Consider the following 18,374-nt stretch of genomic DNA (forward strand, 5'->3'; position numbering starts at 1 on the left):
ACCTTCACCCCACCAACCTGATACCACCCTCAGATGGTTGATAGATTGACCCCGTAGTTGAGTTCCTCTGCGAAGTCCGGCAGTCCGTAACCGATGGTGTAGAACGGAGAGACCTTCGCAGTCGGGGCCTTCTTCTTGTGCTTCGTGGTGTAGAGCATTCGTGCCCGCATCACCTCGAACGAGTAACCACGCCCTTCACGGTTCTTGTCCTTGGCCAGTCGGTTGATGGACTCCGTGTAAGCGTTGGTGACGGGCATGTCCGTCTCGAAGTAGGTCATGATCTCTTCGCGCCAGTTGCCCACTGCCCTGACCAGATCGCTCCAGACTTCCTTCTGGCCCTTTGGAATGGTGGCTATCCAGTCATCCAGGGCGGCTTCTGCCTGTGGCCGGGTGGTGGCGTTCCAGATGCCGTAGAAGCGTTCCTTGTGCTCGTAGGCGGCCAGCAGTTGCGGGAATGCGCCTGTCCAGGTCTCCATGATGAGTCGCTCCCGGTCTGAGACTTCGTGAGCGCGTTTCAGCAGGATTTTCCGGTCTCCTTTGAGGGTTCGGCTCTGGGAGGGTTTCAGCTCCTTTCTGAGGCCCTTGCGCACCTTCTCCAAGGCATCGTTGGCCATGCGCACCACATGGAACTTATCGACCACGATACGGGCCTGTGGCAGCACCGCCTTGACCGCTGCCCGGTAGGGGTTCCACATGTCCATGCTGACGATCTCGACCTTCTGCCGGTCTTTCAGCTTCATCAGGTAGTTGGTCACCACGTCCTGACGGCGGGTGGCCAGCAGGTCGAGCAGGGTTCGCTCCTCGATGTTGGTCAGGATGCAGCGGTAGCGCTTGTTCAGGTACAGCTCGTCGATGCCCAGAATGCGGGGCGTCTCGAAGCGGTGCCAGCGCCCCAGAAACTCGGCGCGGGCGTTGAAGATGTCACGTACCGTCTTCTCGTCCAAGCCGGTCTGTGCCGCCACAAAGGTGTAGGGGTGGTTGAAGGATTCCTTCTCCACGTATTCATGCAGCCGCAGCGTCATGCGGAAGCCGTCCACCATCTCCGGTAGCTGGGGCCTGAAGGTGGTCTTGCAGGCCCGGCAGGTGTACCGGCGGCGGACCACCCAGAGGGTGACCCGCTTGCCGTGGATGGGCAGATCACGATAGGGAACATCACGCTTGCCGAACCGCACGAACTCACCCTGCACGCCGCATTCCTCGCAGGCGATGGGATCGGGCGCGTCCACCTGGAAGTGCATTTCGTCGTCGGTGGATTTGCAGCCCAGCACCTGGTACTCAGGCAGGTGCAGGATGTTGTCGGGCATTTCGGTCATGCGGCGTGCTCCTTACGGCTGGCGAGTGTCACGTTGGTGAGCTTCACCTACCTCTCCTCTCTTGCAAACAAGCATACTACCCCCTAGTATTTATATACTACCCTCCAGTATAGTTTTTGGGCCACTAAAGAGACGACTGCATGCACACGATCAAAGACAAAGCGAAGCTATTAACCCGCGTTCGGCGCATTCAGGGGCAGACGGCCGCACTGGAAAGGCAGCTTGACGAGGAGGGCGACTGCACGGCCGTGCTGCAACAGATCGCCGCGATTCGTGGGGCGGTGAATGGACTGATGGCAGCCATCATTGAGGGGCACTTGACTGATCACGTCGTCAGGGAACCCGAGTTGGAGCAGCGGCAACAAGACTTGGAAGCGGTGCTGCAGGTCATCAAGTCCTACCTCAAGTAGAACATCACGAGCTACAGCGTGGGTACCCTAGCTGTAAGAGGCGAACTTTGGCAGTGATTTAATATCCGCGCCCCTGAAGTTCTTGCGGAACCGGAGCTGTTAGCAGGGCTTCGCCATCAATCGCCACCACTTTCATTGGTCTTGCTGACCATAATTTTTATCAACTCGGAGTATTACAGTATGCATGGTCACAGGCTCGAAGAATGGCAACACAATCATGTTTTTGGTCAAGATCGTAAAAAATCCGGTGAAATACGCTCACTGATCGTCGTCGCTCTAACTGTCGTCATGATGGTTTGGGAAATTCTGGCCGGTGTCTTATACGGTTCGATGGCCCTCCTGGCCGATGGCCTTCATATGGGCTCTCATGCTGTCGCTCTGGGTATTGCAGCCTTCGCCTATGCATACGCTCGCCGCAACGCAGGCAATACACAGTTCTCATTTGGCACCGGGAAGGTCAATGCGCTAGGCGGGTTCACCGGCGCGGTCCTGCTGGCAGGCTTCGCCCTGTATATGGTGATCGAAAGCATCGACCGCTTCATCCACCCGGTAGAAATTTCGTTCAATGGAGCTATTTTCGTCGCCGTCATCGGCTTGATCGTCAATGGAGTATCGGCCTGGATACTGGGCGGGGAAGACCACGACCACGGGCATGGGCATGGGCATGGGCATGGGCATGGGCATGGGCATGGGCATCATGATCATAACCGTCGAGCTGCCTACTTCCACGTACTCGCCGATGCCTTAACTTCTGTATTGGCGATTGCTGCCTTGCTGGCCGGAAAGTATGCGGGCTGGGACTGGATGGACCCGATCATGGGTATCGTCGGCGCGTTACTTATCACTCGCTGGTCATGGCATCTGTTGAAAGACACCTCCCGCGTGCTGCTTGATCAACAGCGCAGTGACTTGGAGCACGACGTCAGACATGCCATTGAGAGTGACGATGCACGAATCAGCGATCTGCACCTCTGGGCCATTGGTCCGAATATTCACGCCGCCATCGTCTCGGTCGTGTCGCATGACCCGGAGGCGCCTGCCGTCTACAAGCAGCGTATCCAGGCTCAGTGCCCGTCATTAGTACACATTACAGTCGAGCCACAGCGCTGTCTCACTGGTCCGGAGAATACCGGCTCCAGGATACGATGAGCTGATTGAGCGGGCTGGGCCGAAATAGTCGGTTTTGGTACGGGCGAGGGAGTTGCTCTGCATTCAGCTTGGCCTCGCCCTCTCTCCAAGCCATGTAAGTGTCATTGTCCATACACGTTCCAGGCTTTGTAGGTACCTTAATGGCCTGAGTGACATATCAACCAAGGAATCCGATGAAGTGGGGAGTTGTTACCTCCCCATGATACCCAGAGATCAACCAGATATTCCGGATACCCTGAAAGCGCAGATCCCGCTCGAAACCCAACTGGTCGTTGTGCAGCGCCTGTTGCAGCATCCGGCCGAAGAACAGCGTCAACAGCAGGATGCCCAGCAGGATCAGCCACATCGGCAAGCGCGATGCTTTCACCCGTTCCCCCCTCAATACGACAACGCTACCAGGACGGTAGCTCATGCTTTCGAATGAGGGTATCTCATTCTCGGGGGTGAAGGCTCAGCGAATAGCGCGAGAACCTATCCATTGACAGGCGAATTGCCACGCCGCCCGGCCGCTGCGCACGCCACGCAAGGTGGCATAGCGCACTGCTTCGGCGCGGGCCTCCTCGCTCCACGCGCCCTCGCCGGCCAGATGAGCGACCCAGTGCTGGCAGGTCTCGAGATAGGCCTGCTGACTGAACGGATGAAAGGCGAGCCACAGGCCGAAGCGATCCGACAGCGAGATCTTCTCTTCCACGGCATCGCCATGGTGGAGTTCGCCATCGACCAGGTGAGTTTCCTGGTTGTCGGCCATGGATTCCGGCAGCAGATGCCGACGGTTGGAGGTCGCGTACAGCAGCACGTTTTCCGGCGGCCCGGTCAGCGTGCCATCGAGCACGCTCTTCAATGCCTTGTAGGCATCGTCGCTGCCTTCGAAAGAGAGATCGTCGCAATAGACGACAAAGCGCTCTGGCCGGTCGCGCAGGCGCTGCACCAGGATCGGCAACGCCACCAGGTCGTGACGATCGACCTGAATCAAGCGCAGCCCTTCACCGGCCAGCGTGTTGAGCAAGGCACGAACCATCGAGGACTTGCCGCTGCCGCGCGCGCCCCACAGCAAGGCGTGGTTGGCAGGATAGCCCTTGAGGAAGGCGCGGGTGTTGTCGAGCAGGGCACGTTTCTGACGCTCGACGCCGATCAGATCATCGAGCCGAACCCCGTCGCGGGGCGATACCGCCACCAACTGCCCACCGAGCGGGTGAGACTGCCATAGCGCTGCGATATCGCGACTCCAGTCGACCGCTGGCGGCTGCTCCGGCAACCACCCCTCGACACGGTCCAGCAGGCGGCTCAAACGTAGCGCCAGATCACCATCCATCTTCCACTCTCCTCATTGACATTCACGATCGAGACCATACCGGCAACCTCATGAAACAGCGCTGAAGATCGTCATTCGTGACGATTGCGGATTGCCGGAAACAGCGTATCTTGTGCCGGTTGGTTCCGTGGGTCCAGTCGCGGGGGCTTTTACAGCCCCCCGGACACGGCGCTGGCCCGGCAGCGCGCCCCGGACTCGAGGCAGGATGTTTCCATGTCATCGCCGCTTCCCCCCCCCCTTTTTTCCGACCGCCACTAATTCAAGGAGAGAGGCGATGCCGTCTCGTTCCCGCCCGTTCATCGCGCTGATGTTGGTGTCCTTGCTGGGCGGTTGCCTGGCGCTGCCGCAGGTCGGCTTCATGCTGGGGCGGATCGCCCTTTCCTCGATGGGTGTCGAAAACGTCCGTATCGGGAACTACCACTTTTCGCCCGGCCTGGAAGACATCGACGAACTCACGCTCTTGAGCTCCGGACTTGCGCTGGCCGGCCTGCCGGTCAATATCGATCTTCCCCTCGCCATGACATTGCCCGCCAGCGCGCCGCCGATCGAGCTGCAGGGCTTCGATTGGCAGTTGCAGGTGCCGGGCGCCGAACCCGCCAGCGGCGAAGTCGACGAGCCGATCCAGTTGCAGGGCGGTGAACCGGCCACTGTCACGCTTCCCGTGGCACTCGAACCGGCCGGTATCGATGCCCTGGCTTCCCGCGCCGAGCGCGTCTCGTCGCTGCTTTCGCTCGCCCGCCAGCTCAGTCGTCGCGGCGAACTGCCGGCAGGCAGCCAGCTGTCGCTGACACCGACCTTGCCCGCAGCGCTCGACGGCATCGTCACCGCACCGACACTGATCCTCGACATCGGCGAGCAGACCACGTCCGCACCAGATACCGTGCCGGTGGACGGTTGACCGCCCCGACAGGCCGGGTATCTTGTGCCAATCGATGACCCGTCTCGGCCAACCACCCCGACAACATACGATTCAGGCAGATCTTGGAGACCATCATGGAAGATTCGAAGCCTCTCATGTCAGGAAAACCTTCGCGCCGGGTGATCGGCGCCCTCGGCCTTGCCGCGCTGCTCAGCGCCTGCAGCACGTCGCCGCTGGGGCGCAACCAGCTGGCGTTCTACTCCGACGATGAGTTGGCTCAGATGGGCGAGCAGAGTTTCGCGCAGTACGAGCAGGAGCTGCCCACGGTCAGCGGTGCCCAGGCAACCTACGTGCAGTGCGTGGCCAAGGCGATCACCGCCGAAGTGCCCGCCAGCGCCGGCATCTCCGAGTGGGAAGTGAAGGTGTTCAAGGACGATACCGCCAACGCCTTCGCCTTGCCCGGCGGCTACATCGGCGTCAACACTGGCCTGCTCGATGTCGCCACCAACCAGGATCAACTCGCCGCGGTCATCGGCCATGAAGTCGGCCACGTGCTGGCACACCACGCCAACGAGCGGGTCTCCACCCAGGCCGCGACGCAGAGCGGGCTTTCGATACTGCAGACCGTTGCCGGCCTCGAAGGCGCGGGGGGCGAGCAGGTCATGGGGCTGTTGGGCGCCGGGGCGCAGTATGGCGTCATCCTGCCCTTCTCGCGCAAGCAGGAGTCGGAAGCGGATCTGGTAGGGCTGGACCTGATGGCCGATGCCGGCTTCGACCCCAGCGCCAGCCTCCAGCTGTGGCAGAACATGTCAGCCAACAGTCAGGGCGAACCGCCGGCCTGGATGTCCACCCACCCCAGCAACAGCCAGCGCATGGAAGGTTTGAATGAGCGGCTCAACGAAGCCCAGCCACGCTATGAGCAGGCCAGGGCCGAGGGCAAACGACCCAGCTGCAAGGTTTAACGTTCCACCTGTCGGCATTTGCGGGACAGGTTGCTGGCAGGTAGAACCGATAGGCTTGAATCAGCCACCCAATGACGCCTTCCAGATGGCGCTGGACGACGATCGCCCGTGCCGGGTCTTGCGTCATGGGTGAGGCGAACCGGGCATCTGAGTGATGCCCGGTTCGCCGAACGGGTTGGCCATGGATGGCCAACCCCGGCCCTGCAAGCGGGACAGGATGTTTTAGCGCAGCAGGACGCAAGAGGCGCGTTGGGCAGGCAGAAAATTGCTCCTGCATTTTCTGCATTTCCGCCATCCATGGCGGTCAGATACCCTTTCGCGCCGACCCGAGCGCGGGCGATTGGCGTTCAGAGTTTCGCCGTCTGTGGCGTCACAAAAGGGGAGCGCGAGGGGCTTGCCCCTCGCAATCACGAGCAAGAGGGTCGTTAAGACTCGGACAGTAGTAAGCTGACTCTGCTGGAATTCGTTGCCTTGCCGAAACTCAAGTTACAGCTCGCGCCGCAGTAACTCCCGCAGCGGTACGGTATCCGGGCGCACCTGACGCCATAGCCAAAAGGATTCCGCAGCCTGCTCGATCAGCATGCCGAGCCCGTCGACCGACAGTGCGCCCTGCTCTGCCGCCCAGCGCAGAAACACGGTCGGCTCGGCGGCATACATCATGTCGTAGGCCAGCCCCTCGGCAGCGAAAAGCCCCGCGGGCAGCGGCGGCAGATCGCCGGCCAGGCTGGCGCTGGTGGCGTTGATCACCAGGTCGAACGGCCCCGCCACGTCATCGAAACCGCATCCGGACACCTCGCCCTTGCCGGCAAACAGCGCCGCCAGCGCCTCGGCCTTGGCCACGGTGCGGTTGGCGACCGTCAGCGACGCGACACCGGCTTCCAGCAGCGGCTCGATCACGCCACGCGACGCGCCCCCGGCGCCGAGCAGCAGCACGCGGGCGCCCGCCAGCGGCGCGGCATGAGCCTCGAGATCCCGAACCAGCCCTACGCCGTCGGTGGTGTCGCCGTAAATCTTGCCATCGCGACCGAGCATCAACGTATTCACCGCCCCGGCCAGTTGCGCTCGCGGCGAAAGCACTTCCGCCAGCGCGAAGGCTTCCTGCTTGAACGGCACCGTCACGTTGGCGCCCCGGCCACCGGCTGCGACGAAGGCACGCCAGGCCCCCGCGAAATCCGCGACCGGCGCTTCGATCGCAGTGTAGTCGATGGCTTCGCCGGTCTGCTCGGCGAACGCGGCATGGATTCGCGGCGATTTGGAATGCCCGATGGGATGGCCGAAAACGGCGTAGCGGTCGGTCATGTCGGCAGGTGTTCCTCCGGTGTATTCAGCCAGTCACGGGGCTGGAGATAGGCGAGCAGCCGAGCCTCTTCGGAATCGGGCTGCGGCGCCCACTGGTACTGCCAACGGGCCAGTGGCGGCATCGACATCAGAATCGACTCGGTGCGCCCGCCGCTCTGCAGGCCGAACAGGGTACCGCGGTCCCACACCAGATTGAACTCGACGTAGCGACCGCGTCGATAGGACTGGAATTCCCGCTCGCGCTCGCCGAACGGCGTATCGCGCCGGCGCTGGGCGATCGGCCCGAAGGCATCGACGAAGCTGTCGCCGATCGAGCGCTGGAAGGCGAAGCACTCCTCGAACGGCCATTCGTTGAGATCATCGAAGAACAGCCCGCCGACCCCACGGGTCTCGTCGCGATGCTTGAGGAAGAAATAGTCGTCGCACCAGGCCTTGAAGCGGGGGTAGACCGCTTCGCCGAAAGGATCGCAGGCCGCCTTGGCGACACGATGCCAATGCTGGACATCCTCGAGATAGGGATAATAGGGCGTCAGATCGTAGCCGCCGCCGAACCACCATACCGGCTCCTCGCCCGGCTTGTCGGCGATGAAGAAACGCACGTTGCCGTGGACGGTCGGCACGTGCGGATTGCGTGGGTGCAGCACCCAGGAGACGCCGACCGCATGAAAGCTGCGGCCTGCCAGCTCGGGGCGCGCCGCGGTTGCCGAGGGCGGCAGTTTCTCGCCGTACACGTGGGAGAAATTGACGCCACCTTTCTCGAACAGCGCGCCCTCTTCGATCACCCGCGACCGCCCGCCCCCGCCTTCGGGGCGATCCCAGGTCTCCTCGCGGAATCGTTCCCCGCCATCGAGCTCGGCCAGCGATTCGCAGAGCCTGTCCTGCAGGGTGATCAGATAGTCCTTGACGCGTTCGAGATGAGGATGTGCCACGGTCATCGTTCCTTCAGGTCGGGAGAGTGAGCGTCCAGAGTCGTGAGAATCCGGAGCGTGAAGCGAGAAAATGTCGCTGCGTAAAAGCGAGCTCTCAGGCGCGCAGCACCTCGTTGGTCATCAGGTCGCGAATGGTGCTCGGCCGATCGCGTCCACCGAGCGGCCCCTCGACGACGGCATCCAGCGACTCGCCGAACGTCTCGCGCACCTGCGACGCACTCATTGCCGGCGGTTCGCCGGCCCGGTTGGCCGACGTCGACACCAGCGGGCCGCCCCAGGCCGCGCACAGCGCCTGGACCAGCGGATGATCGCTGACGCGAACCGCCAGCGTGGAATGGCTTCCTCGCAGCAGCGGCGCGGCCCGGCCATTGTCGGGAATCAACCAGGTATTGGGGCCGGGCCAGCTAGCGGCGAGACGCGCCATTGCGTCGTCGTCGACGCCTTCGAGCCACGCCGCGAGCTGACGGATATCCCCGGCGATCAGGATCAGCCCCTTCTCGCTGGCCCGGCCCTTGAGGGCGATCAACGCGCTCAGCGCCCGTTCGTCATCCGGGTCGCACCCCAGCCCCCAGACCCCTTCGGTGGGATAGGCGATGATGCCGCCGCGCCGGAGCGCCGCAACGGCTGCTGCAAAGTCCTGCATGATCTCGATCCTTCTTTCCGCGAGCCGACCTGCCGCTGGATATGGGCTAAATTCTACCATGCCCGAACGACGCCCGGCCGTGCCTCAACGTCGCACCCCGCCCCGTATCCGGCGTGGCAAGTGCGACTATTGCCCGCCCTGTCGAGCCGTCCGGAATACATGCCAACAAGACGAAGCCAACAAGACGACAAGGAACCTGACCATGCCCCGTTCACCGCTCTCCTTATCCCTGCTCTCGCTGACGCTGGCCGGCGGCCTCACTGCCTGTGCCCAGCAACCCGCGCAACCGCCAGCCCCGAAGGTCTCCCTCTCCGACGAACTGGTGATGGCAACGGTGTGGATGCAGTCCTCCGGCGAATACGCCGCGCTCAGCCATCAGGCCTTCAACCTGGCCCGCATGAATCTGGACCGCGCCCTTTCCGCTCCCGGAACGAGCGGGCAGCGCCCACCGGCGATCGTCGTCGATGTCGATGAAACCGTGCTCGACAACTCGCCCTACGAGGCATGGCTGATTGCCAACGACGAGAACTACGCCAGCGATAGCTGGCACCAGTGGGTGGAGAAGGCCAGCGCGATACCGATACCGGGCGCCAAGCCGTTCCTGGACTACGCGGCATCGCGCGGGGTCGAGATCTTCTACGTCACCAACCGCCGCGACAGCGAAGCCGAGCCGACGCTGCACAACCTGCAGCGGGTCGGCTTCCCCGATGCCGACGACGAGCACCTGCTGCCACGCAGCGACGCCAGCGACAAGACACCACGGCGTCAGCGCGTCTCGCAGTCGCACTGGGTCGTGCTGCTGATGGGCGACAACCTGGGCGACTTTTCCGCCGGCTTCGACCGCGATACCGCCGCCGCCCGCCGGGCCGCCGTCAACGCCCAGGCCACTGCCTTCGGCAGCCGCTACATCATGCTGCCCAATCCGGCCTACGGTGCCTGGGAAGAAGCGATCTACGGCGGCGACTGGAGCCTGAGCGACGAGGAGAAATCGCGGGCTCGCCGCAATCATCTGGAAGTGTGGGGAGGGCCGGCCGGCGAGTAGGCGCCTCCGCCGCGCCGCGCGGCGGCCCCGATCCTGGTAGCGATGACGCGGGGCGTCAGCCCCCTCTTCTGACCCAACCGCCGGTGGTCTGGGCCGCCCAGCCGTCGAGTTCGAGTTCGAGCAGCCCCAGCTGTATGTCGGCCACCGACTGCCCGGTCAGTTCGACCAGCAGATCCACTGGCGTCGGCGCGTCGCTGAGCGCTGCCAGCAAGGGAGAGTCCGGGGCAGCAGACGCGACGGCGGGTAATGACGGATTCGCCGCGATCCGTGGCGATGACGGCGAGAATTGGCTCGACTCGGCATGCGCTGTCGGGAGAACGCCAGACACTGGCACCTGCCAGGCGGCAAGGTCGTCGAGGATGTCGTCGACGTGGCGAACCAGCGCCGCCTCGCCCTGGCGGATCAAGCGCAGGCAGCCCGTCGATTGCGGGTTGTGGATCGATCCCGGTATCGCGAAGACCTCCCGATCCTGCTCCAGCGCCAGGCGCGCGCTGACCAGAGAACCGCTCTTCTCGGCCGCCTCCACTACCAGCACGCCCTGAGATAGCCCCGTGATCAGACGGTTACGCCGCGGGAAGAAGCGGGGATGGGCTCGGGTCGTGGGCGGATGCTCGGACAGCAGCAAGCCCTGCCCCGCCAGCAGCTCCCGGTACAGCGAGGCATGGCGCGGCGGATAGATTACATCCACGCCACAGCCAAGCACGCCGATGGTGGCGCCGCCGGCCTGCAACGCCGCTCGCTGGGCGGCGCCGTCGATGCCCAGGGCCATGCCGCTGGCGATGCAGAATCCTTTCGCGACGAGATCCCGGGCGAAACGCGCGGCATTGTCTTGCCCTTCCCGCGTGGGTCGCCGGGTGCCGACGACCGCCATGGCGGGGCGATTCAGCACCTTGAGATCGCCCTTGGCCCACAGCACCGTCGGCGGGTCCGGCAGTTGAGTCAGCAGGTCGGGCCATGCCGGATGCCCGGGGTGGAGAAGATGATGGCGGGCATCGGCCCGTTCCCACTCGAGCGCGGCGTCGATCGCAGGCGTGAGCGGGCTGCGCGCGGGATGATCCAGCCACAGGCGCAGCGGCTGGGCCAGATTCGCGGGTAGCGCCGCCAGCCATCCCTGGGGCCAGGGCAGGTCGTCGCCTTCACGCCAGCGGCGCAGCAGCGGTGCCAGTCTGGCCGGCCCCAGCCCCGGCAGAGCATCCAGTGCCAGCCAGTCGCGCAGCTCCGGGGTCATGACCGCCCCTCATCCACGGCGTGATCGACCGTTCGCCAGACGGCTTCCATCCACGACGCCCCGATCCACGACGCCCCGATCGGCGCGATGCCGGTCAAGGCGCGCCTCCGCCAGCTACGACTTCTCGGAGATCGCTCGGCACCACGAGTCGATCGCCGACCGCCAGCGCCTGCGAGGCGCGCATCACCAGGGCGTAGCTCAGATGCTCGAAGACCCGGAACACCATCACGGCGCCGGCCTCGGTATCCGGCAGCGTTACCCATTCATCGCGCGCATCGTCGCGCACGTGCTCGCCCTGACGCATCACCTGCAGCACATGACCCGTCTCTAGCCCGTCGGCGCGGCCGCGATCGATCGCCACGACGTCATGACGGCCGATGAAGCGCACACCGTCCGGCACGGAAAGAATGGTTGCCACGACCGGTGTTTCAGGCACCCTCGGCTGGAACTGCGTCGCGATGCCGCCTTCGTCCAGCGCCAGCAGATAGTCGCCATTGCGAATCTCCTGTACCGCATCCAGCACCTTCAGCTCGCTGACGTCATCGACGTTCCGCCGCACCCGCGCATGGCCGAGACGATGCAGCTCCAGCCCCAGCGACCTCGTCCCCGAGCCCCGCCCTTCCGACTCGGAAGACATGGGCGCACGGTAATCGCTGCCCGGCCGATAGATGCCCAGCGTGGTGCCCGCTGCCGGCAGCCGGCCATGGGCATAGAGCGTATCGCCGGCGCCACTCAACAAGCGCTGGGCCTGGCCGGCGACCACCGTTGGCGCGTCGGCCAGCACGCCGGGGTCGACGACCTGATAGGACTCGAGAAAGACCCGGATGCGATCCAGCGGCAGACTGGGCACCGCCTCCCGGACTGGGGCGCGGCGCACGCTGGGAGAGAGCCGAACCGTCTCGCCTCGCCCGCGCTCCACGGCAAGATGCGGTGCGCCATCGGTCGCCACCAGCCGGATCACGTCCCCCGGATAAAGCTGCCGTGGCGAGGCCACCTGCGGGTTGCGCTGCCATAGCGTCTGCCACTGCCACGGCGAATCGAGAAAGCGCGCCGCGATGCTCCACAGCGTATCCCCCTCGCGAACCGTATAGCTGGCCGGCGCATCCGCTTTCAGCGACAACGGCTCCTGAACCGACAGCGCCCACACCGGGGTCGGCGAAGCGGCCAGTAGACCCAGGCCACCAACCAGCAGCAGCCGTCCCGCCACGGCGCGGCAACGGGAGCGGCACGCTCGCCAACCATCCAAACTGATCATTGCTGTTGTCATCCCCAAGGTGGGCCATAGACGTCTTCCCCTATAGATCGGCGCCGGCAGGACGGACTTGAGGGCGCATCCCGTCGACGGCGTGCGCCACGCGGCCTCGGCACAGCGGTTTCCCCGTCGGCGCTGGCGCTCTACAATAGGCAGATCACGTCACTCATGCCGATAGGCACGCAAACGAATATGGCCATCAGAACCATTCTCCAATATCCCGATCCGCGCCTTCGTACCAAGGCAGCGCCGGTCGCCCAGGTCGACGACGAGATCCGCACGCTGGTCGACGACATGCTGGAAACCATGTACGACGCCTCCGGTATCGGCCTGGCCGCCACGCAGATCGACATCCACCAGCGCGTGATCGTCATGGACGTCAGCGACGATCGCAACAGCCCGCTGGTGCTGATCAACCCGACCTACGAACCGCTGGACGACGAACGCGAGCCGCTGCAGGAAGGCTGCCTGTCGATCCCCGACTACTACGCCGAGGTGCCGCGGGCACTGCGCGTCCATCTCAAGGCGACCGATCGCGACGGCAACGCCTACGAGCTGGATGCCGACGGCCTGCTGGCTCACTGCATCCAGCACGAGTGCGATCATCTCGAGGGCGTACTGTTCGTCGACTATCTGTCGCCGCTGAAGCGCGACCGGATTCTCAAGAAGATGCAGAAGCGCCAGAAACAGGACGCCTGATCGCCCGTCGCGTCATCTTCAGGCTTTCGAAGGCCGGCCGTCCTTGCGACGCCGGCCTTTCGTCATTGCTCTTCAGGGTTTACCTACTGCAGGCACCAATCATCCTCAGGCATTCACTCGTCAGGAACGTATCGAATGAGTCACCGTGTTGAAGGGCAGCCGCTGCGTATCGTCTTTGCCGGCACGCCGGATTTCGCGGCCGAGAGCCTCAAGGCCGTGCTCGCCTCCCGCCATCAGGTCGTCGGAGTCTACACGCAGCCGGACCGCCCCGCCGGCCGTGGCCGCAAGCTCACGCCCAGCCCGGTCAAGCGCCTGGCACTCGAGCATGAACTGCCGATGGAACAGCCGCTCAGCCTCAAGGACGAAGAGGCCCAGCGGCGGCTGGCCGAATTCGAGGCCGATGTCATGATCGTCGTTGCCTACGGCCTGTTGCTGCCGCAGGCGGTGCTCGACATTCCCCGGCTGGGCTGTCTCAACGTGCACGCATCGCTGTTGCCGCGCTGGCGCGGCGCAGCGCCGATCCAGCGCGCCATCGAGGCGGGCGACAGCGAGAGCGGCATCACCCTGATGCAGATGGATGCCGGTCTCGATACCGGCGACATGCTGTTGATCAAGCGCACCGCCATCGACGACACCACGACCGGCGGCGATCTCCATGACCGCCTAGCCGCACTGGGCGGCGAAACCCTGATCGAGGGCCTCGACGCGCTGGCCGAACAAGGCCTGACCGCCACGCCTCAACCGCAGGACGGCGTGACCTACGCCAGCAAGCTCTCCAAGCCGGAGGCGGAGCTGGACTTCCGCCAGCCGGCGACGGCGCTGTCGCGTCGGATTCGCGCCTTCAACCCCTGGCCGGTGGCCTGGACGCGCCTCGACGGCGAGCCGCTGCGGCTGTGGTTCGCAATGCCGGAAGCCGAAGCCGGCGACAGAGACATCGAGCCAGGCACATTGCTCGACCCCGCCGCGGACGCCCTGCGGATCGCCTGTGGCGAGAATGGCCGCGAGGTCCTGCGGGTGACGAAGCTGCAGATGCCCGGCGGCAAACCGCTCGCGGCGCGCGACCTGCTCAATGCCAACCATCCCCGTCTCGGCCCCGGCCAATGTTTCGGTCGAAGTTCCGACCAACGCCTCGATCAGTCCCCCGACCAGCCCTCCAAGGAAACCGACCAATGAATCCTGGCGATACCCGCGCGTTTGCCGCGCAACGGCTGGTGCCGGTCCTGAACGGCAAGGGCTCGCTGTCGAGCCTGGACGCCGAGCTGGCCTCCAGCGCGATCAAGGAGCGCGACCGCGGCTTCGTCAAGGCGCTCTGCTTCGGTGTCTGCCGCGCGCATCCACGCCTGGACGCGCTCGCCAGCCAACTGCTGCGCCAACCGATGAAACAGCGCGATACCGACATCCAGGCGCTGCTGCTCATCGGCCTGTACCAACTTTTGCACATGCGCGTGCCGCCCCACGCCGCCGTCAGCGAGACGGCCGGCGCCGCGCGCGCCCTCGGCAAACCGTGGGCGACTCGCGTGCTCAACGGCTGCCTGCGCCGGTTCCAGCGCGAATCGGTAGCGTTGCAGGCCAAGGTCGATCGGGATGCGCCGGTGGCGCTGTGGCACCCGGACTGGCTGCTGCTCGAATTCCGCGATGCCTGGCCGGACGCCTGGCGGGCAATCTGCGAGGCCAACAACGAAGCCGGACCGATGACCCTGCGCGTCAATCGCCGCCACGCTTCCCGCGAGGCGTATCTGCAGCGTCTCGAAACGGCAGGGCTCGATGCAGCCCCCTGCCGCTTCGCCGAGGACGGCATTCAGTTGGAAACGCCCTGCGACGTGACCCAGTTGCCCGGCTTCGCCGAGGGTGACGTCAGCGTTCAGGACGAATCCGCCCAGCTGTGCGCCGACCTGCTGACCCCGGCGCTTGCGGGCGACGACCGCCAGCGGGTCCTCGACGCCTGCGCCGCCCCCGGCGGCAAGACGGCGCACCTGCTCGAACGCTTCGACGTGGACCTCACCGCAATGGACGTCGATCCGACGCGCCTGAAGCGTGTCGCGTCGACCCTTCAGCGCCTGAGGCTGGAAGCCACGCTCCACGCGGCCGACGCCAGCCAAACGAACGCCGATGACGGCTGGTGGGATGGGCAACCGTTCGATGCCATCCTGCTCGACGCGCCCTGCTCCGGCACCGGGGTCATCCGGCGTCACCCGGACATCAAGCTCGCCCGCCGCCACAGCGATGTCGCCGAACTGGCCGCGCTCCAGGCACGCCTGCTCGACGCCTTGTGGCCCAAGCTCGCGCCGGGTGGCACCCTGCTCTACGCCACCTGCTCGGTGCTGCCGGTGGAGAACGCCACCCAGATCGAGGCGTTTCTCGCGCGCACCCCGGATGCCGTCGCCGACATGCCCGACGAACTCGACTGGGGCCAGGCGGCGGGCCACGGCCGGCAGTTGCTGCCCACCCCGGCCGGCCACGACGGCTTCTTCTACGCCCGCCTGCGCAAGCGCGCCTGAGTCGCTGTCTCGCTGCGGCACCGTTTTGTTCGCAGCGGCACCGTTCTGTTCCACCTCGTTCCCTCGGTCATTCCGATGACCGGGCCGGGCGGATGACCAGCCATACCGGGGCTACGCGACGCCCCGGTGTACGGTTCGGACATCGCGATGCCGGGCCGGCTTGCGACATTCCCGCCTGCCTTCGATACTGAGAGAGAATTCGCCACGCAGGAAGCGCCAGCCGTGCCTGACAACGACGTTCTCGACAGCCCTGCCAGCCCCGAGACCCAGCCCGCCGGACTCGCCGTCGGCGGCGTCGCCCCACATAGCGCCCTGATCGTCGTCGATGTCCAACCGGACTTCATGCCGGGCGGTGCGCTGGCCTGTGCCAAGGGTGACGAAATCCTGCTGGGGCTCGAATGGCTGCTGGCGCAACATGCCTTCGCTCATGTCGTGGCGACGCAGGACTGGCATCCGCCAGGGCACGTCTCGTTCGCCTCCCGGCATCCGCCCCATCAGCCATTCGAGTCGATCGAGCTCTATGGCCACGCCCAGACGCTATGGCCCGACCACTGCATCCAGCGCACCGAGGGCGCGGCGCTGCATCCGGCGATCGACTGGTCCGCCTGCGATGCGATCATTCGCAAGGGCACCGATCCCGGTATCGATTCCTACAGCGCCTTTCGCAACAACATCGGCCCCGACGGCCATCGCCCCGCCACCGGGCTCGCAGGCTGGCTGCGTGATCGCCGCGTCACCGATGTCTACGTCTGCGGCCTGGCGCGGGATGTCTGCGTGCTGTGGACCGCCGAAGACGCCGTCGCGGCCGGTTTCAACACCCACTTCCTCTGGCCGCTGACGCGGCCGGTCACGTTCGAGACCGACGACGATACCCGCCAGCGCCTTTCGTCGCTGGGCATCGCCATCGTCGATGCCTGAGCCATCGGCGCGCCTGAATCGCACCTCTTTCCAGGCCCCAGGGAGTCCAGGGGCTTTCAGTCGTCGGCAACGGCCGACGCTTTCAACCAAGGAGCTTTACCATGAGCGACCACGTCTACAAGCAGATCGAACTCACCGGTTCCTCGACCACCAGCATCGAGGATGCCGTCCAGAATGCGCTGACCAAGGCCAGCAAGACCCTGCACGGCATGCGCTGGTTCGAGGTCACCGAAACCCGCGGCCACCTGGAAGACAACAAGCTTTCCCACTGGCAGGTGACGATCAAGGTCGGCGTCACGCTGGATTGAATGACGCCCCCTTGGGCACGGCTCGGGGCCGCTGGCGAGATGTCGCCCGCGGCCCTGTCATTCGTTCGTCCACCTCGTTATGCTACGCGCTGATTTCGGCGCCCGGCGGGGTTCGCCCCGATTTCCCGGCGCCGGGTAAACTGGCAGGCGGTACGCCGTATTTCCGTGATGGTTTGGCATGAAAATTATTATTCTGGGTGCCGGTCAGGTCGGCGGCACGTTGGCCGAACATCTGGCCAATGAAGAGAACGACATCACGGTCGTGGATATCAACGAGGAGCGGCTGCGCGAACTGCAGAACCGCCTCGACATCCGGACGGTGATTGGTACCGCGTCCTACCCCAACATTCTGCGTCAGGCCGGCGGCGAAGATGCCGACATGCTGATCGCAGTGACCAGTTCCGACGAGATCAACATGGTCGCCTGCCAGGTCGCGCATACGCTGTTCCGCACGCCGACCAAGATCGGCCGCGTGCGTTCGACGGCCTACCTGACGCGCAAGAGCCTGTTCTCCAACGACGCCATCCCGGTGGACGTGCTGATCAGCCCGGAGCAGGTGGTCACCGACCATATCCGCCGCCTGATCGAATATCCCGGCGCGCTGCAGGTGCTCGACTTCGCCGGCGGCCTCGCCCAGCTGGTGGCGGTCAAGGCCTATTACGGCGGCCCGCTGGTAGGGCAGGAACTCGGCTTCCTGCGGCGTCACATGCCCAATATCGATACCCGCGTGGCGGCGATCTACCGTCGCGACCGGCCGATCATTCCCACCGGCGACACCGTCATCGAAGCGGACGACGAGGTCTTCTTCATCGCCGCGCGGCGCGATATCCGCACCGTGATGGGCGAGCTGCGCAAGGTAGACCGCGACTTCCGCCGCGTGCTGATCGCCGGGGGCGGCAATATCGGCGAGCGCCTGGCGGAAACGCTGGAGCACAAGCACCAGGTCAAGATCATCGAGCACGATCTCGGCCGCTGCGGCACCCTTTCCGAAAAGCTCGACCGCACCGTGGTCCTGCACGGCAGCGCCACCAGCAAGCGGCTGATGCTCGAGGAGAACATCGAGGATTGCGACATCTACTGCGCGCTGACCAACGACGACGAGGTCAACATCATGTCGTCGATGCTGGCCAAGCGCCTCGGTGCGAAGAAGGTGCTGACCCTGATCAACAATGCCGCCTATGTGGATCTGGTCCAGGGTGGCGAGATCGATATCGCCATCTCGCCGCAGCAGACCACCATCGGCAGCCTGCTCACCCACGTGCGCCGGGGCGATATCGTCAACGTGCACTCGCTGCGTCGCGGCGCGGCGGAGGCTATCGAAGCCATCGCCCACGGTGACAAGCGCTCCTCTCGCGTGGTCGGCCGCACCATCGGCGAAGTCGACCTGCCCAGCGGGACCAGTATCGGCGCCATCGTACGGGGCAAGGAGGTCCTGATCGCTCATGACGACGTCATGATCGAGACCGGCGACCACCTGATCCTGTTCGTGATCGACAAGCGCCGCATTCGCGATGTCGAGCGGCTATTCCAAGTCGGCCTGACCTTTTTCTGAT

At 64.8% G+C, this 18,374-nt stretch carries 19 protein-coding genes; 11 read left to right on the plus strand and 8 right to left on the minus strand.

The window, feature by feature from the left end; genetic code table 11:
- Positions 1-29 precede the first annotated feature (29 nt).
- Positions 30-1,313, minus strand: coding sequence for an ISL3 family transposase (locus ACWHY3_RS13350; protein WP_045995197.1), 1,284 nt, complete (start codon positions 1,311-1,313; stop codon positions 30-32).
- 140 nt (positions 1,314-1,453) lie between these two features.
- Between ACWHY3_RS13350 and ACWHY3_RS13355 the strand changes: the two genes are divergently transcribed.
- A complete protein-coding gene (locus ACWHY3_RS13355) occupies positions 1,454-1,723 on the plus strand; it encodes a metal/formaldehyde-sensitive transcriptional repressor (RefSeq protein WP_011589742.1) in 270 nt (89 codons plus the stop codon).
- Positions 1,724-1,903: 180 nt separating this feature from the next.
- Positions 1,904-2,872, plus strand: a complete 969-nt coding sequence (gene dmeF / locus ACWHY3_RS13360) for a CDF family Co(II)/Ni(II) efflux transporter DmeF (RefSeq protein WP_332780210.1) — start codon at positions 1,904-1,906, stop codon at positions 2,870-2,872.
- Positions 2,873-3,029: 157 nt separating this feature from the next.
- Here the strand turns inward: dmeF and ACWHY3_RS13365 are convergent, their stop codons facing one another.
- Both ACWHY3_RS13365 and ACWHY3_RS13370 read right to left on the minus strand, forming a co-directional pair.
- Positions 3,030-3,239 carry a hypothetical protein gene (locus tag ACWHY3_RS13365; RefSeq protein ID WP_332780211.1) on the minus strand — a complete coding sequence of 70 codons (210 nt, stop codon included), beginning with the start codon at positions 3,237-3,239 and terminating at the stop codon, positions 3,030-3,032.
- A gap of 84 nt (positions 3,240-3,323) precedes the next feature.
- Entirely contained in the window at positions 3,324-4,184 is an 861-nt protein-coding gene (locus tag ACWHY3_RS13370) for an ATP-binding protein (RefSeq protein ID WP_087719985.1), read from the minus strand.
- A 274-nt stretch (positions 4,185-4,458) separates the two neighbouring features.
- Here ACWHY3_RS13370 and ACWHY3_RS13375 point away from each other — a divergent pair, with 274 nt between their 5' ends.
- Both ACWHY3_RS13375 and ACWHY3_RS13380 read left to right on the plus strand, forming a co-directional pair.
- On the plus strand, positions 4,459-5,082 hold the full coding sequence (locus ACWHY3_RS13375; RefSeq protein WP_071229926.1) for a hypothetical protein: 624 nt from the start codon (positions 4,459-4,461) through the stop codon (positions 5,080-5,082).
- A 116-nt stretch (positions 5,083-5,198) separates the two neighbouring features.
- Positions 5,199-6,005: a M48 family metallopeptidase gene (locus tag ACWHY3_RS13380; protein WP_087720004.1), complete on the plus strand. Its 807-nt coding sequence runs from the start codon at positions 5,199-5,201 to the stop codon at positions 6,003-6,005.
- Positions 6,006-6,491: 486 nt separating this feature from the next.
- On the opposite strand, the gene aroE is transcribed toward ACWHY3_RS13380, so the two are convergent.
- The 3 genes from aroE to ACWHY3_RS13395 all read right to left on the minus strand — a co-directional run bounded on the left by aroE (position 6,492) and on the right by ACWHY3_RS13395 (position 8,876).
- Entirely contained in the window at positions 6,492-7,304 is an 813-nt protein-coding gene (gene aroE / locus ACWHY3_RS13385) for a shikimate dehydrogenase (protein ID WP_448126724.1), read from the minus strand.
- Positions 7,301-8,233 (minus strand): oxygen-dependent coproporphyrinogen oxidase, encoded by a 933-nt coding sequence (gene hemF, locus ACWHY3_RS13390; RefSeq protein WP_448126725.1) that lies wholly within the window; start codon positions 8,231-8,233, stop codon positions 7,301-7,303. The genes aroE and hemF overlap by 4 nt, the downstream gene beginning before the upstream one ends.
- 94 nt (positions 8,234-8,327) lie before the next feature.
- Positions 8,328-8,876, minus strand: a complete 549-nt coding sequence (locus ACWHY3_RS13395; protein ID WP_448126726.1) for an L-threonylcarbamoyladenylate synthase — start codon at positions 8,874-8,876, stop codon at positions 8,328-8,330.
- Between the two features lie 202 nt (positions 8,877-9,078).
- Between ACWHY3_RS13395 and ACWHY3_RS13400 the strand changes: the two genes are divergently transcribed.
- On the plus strand, positions 9,079-9,918 hold the full coding sequence (locus ACWHY3_RS13400; protein ID WP_448126727.1) for a 5'-nucleotidase, lipoprotein e(P4) family: 840 nt from the start codon (positions 9,079-9,081) through the stop codon (positions 9,916-9,918).
- A 55-nt stretch (positions 9,919-9,973) separates the two neighbouring features.
- On the opposite strand, the gene dprA is transcribed toward ACWHY3_RS13400, so the two are convergent.
- Positions 9,974-11,146: a DNA-processing protein DprA gene (gene dprA / locus ACWHY3_RS13405; protein WP_448126728.1), complete on the minus strand. Its 1,173-nt coding sequence runs from the start codon at positions 11,144-11,146 to the stop codon at positions 9,974-9,976.
- Between the two features lie 94 nt (positions 11,147-11,240).
- Entirely contained in the window at positions 11,241-12,401 is a 1,161-nt protein-coding gene (locus ACWHY3_RS13410) for a LysM peptidoglycan-binding domain-containing protein (protein ID WP_448126729.1), read from the minus strand.
- 189 nt (positions 12,402-12,590) lie between these two features.
- On the opposite strand from ACWHY3_RS13410, the gene def reads away from it, so the two are divergent.
- The 6 genes from def (at position 12,591) to trkA (ending at position 18,373) form a co-directional block, all read left to right on the plus strand.
- Positions 12,591-13,097, plus strand: a complete 507-nt coding sequence (gene def / locus ACWHY3_RS13415; RefSeq protein ID WP_303855989.1) for a peptide deformylase — start codon at positions 12,591-12,593, stop codon at positions 13,095-13,097.
- Between the two features lie 135 nt (positions 13,098-13,232).
- Positions 13,233-14,270 (plus strand): methionyl-tRNA formyltransferase, encoded by a 1,038-nt coding sequence (gene fmt, locus ACWHY3_RS13420; RefSeq protein WP_448126730.1) that lies wholly within the window; start codon positions 13,233-13,235, stop codon positions 14,268-14,270.
- Positions 14,267-15,595, plus strand: a complete 1,329-nt coding sequence (gene rsmB, locus ACWHY3_RS13425) for a 16S rRNA (cytosine(967)-C(5))-methyltransferase RsmB (RefSeq protein ID WP_448126731.1) — start codon at positions 14,267-14,269, stop codon at positions 15,593-15,595. Before fmt ends, rsmB begins: the two co-directional genes overlap by 4 nt.
- Before the next feature lie 222 nt (positions 15,596-15,817).
- Positions 15,818-16,513: a bifunctional nicotinamidase/pyrazinamidase gene (gene pncA, locus ACWHY3_RS13430; protein WP_448126732.1), complete on the plus strand. Its 696-nt coding sequence runs from the start codon at positions 15,818-15,820 to the stop codon at positions 16,511-16,513.
- Between the two features lie 101 nt (positions 16,514-16,614).
- Complete coding sequence (locus ACWHY3_RS13435; protein ID WP_071229935.1) at positions 16,615-16,821, plus strand: dodecin; 207 nt, start codon at positions 16,615-16,617, stop codon at positions 16,819-16,821.
- 178 nt (positions 16,822-16,999) lie between these two features.
- On the plus strand, positions 17,000-18,373 hold the full coding sequence (trkA, locus tag ACWHY3_RS13440; RefSeq protein WP_303855980.1) for a Trk system potassium transporter TrkA: 1,374 nt from the start codon (positions 17,000-17,002) through the stop codon (positions 18,371-18,373).
- The last annotated feature ends 1 nt before the right edge of the window (position 18,374 follow it).

The sequence above is a fragment of the Salinicola sp. NYA28a genome, assembly GCF_976982775.1.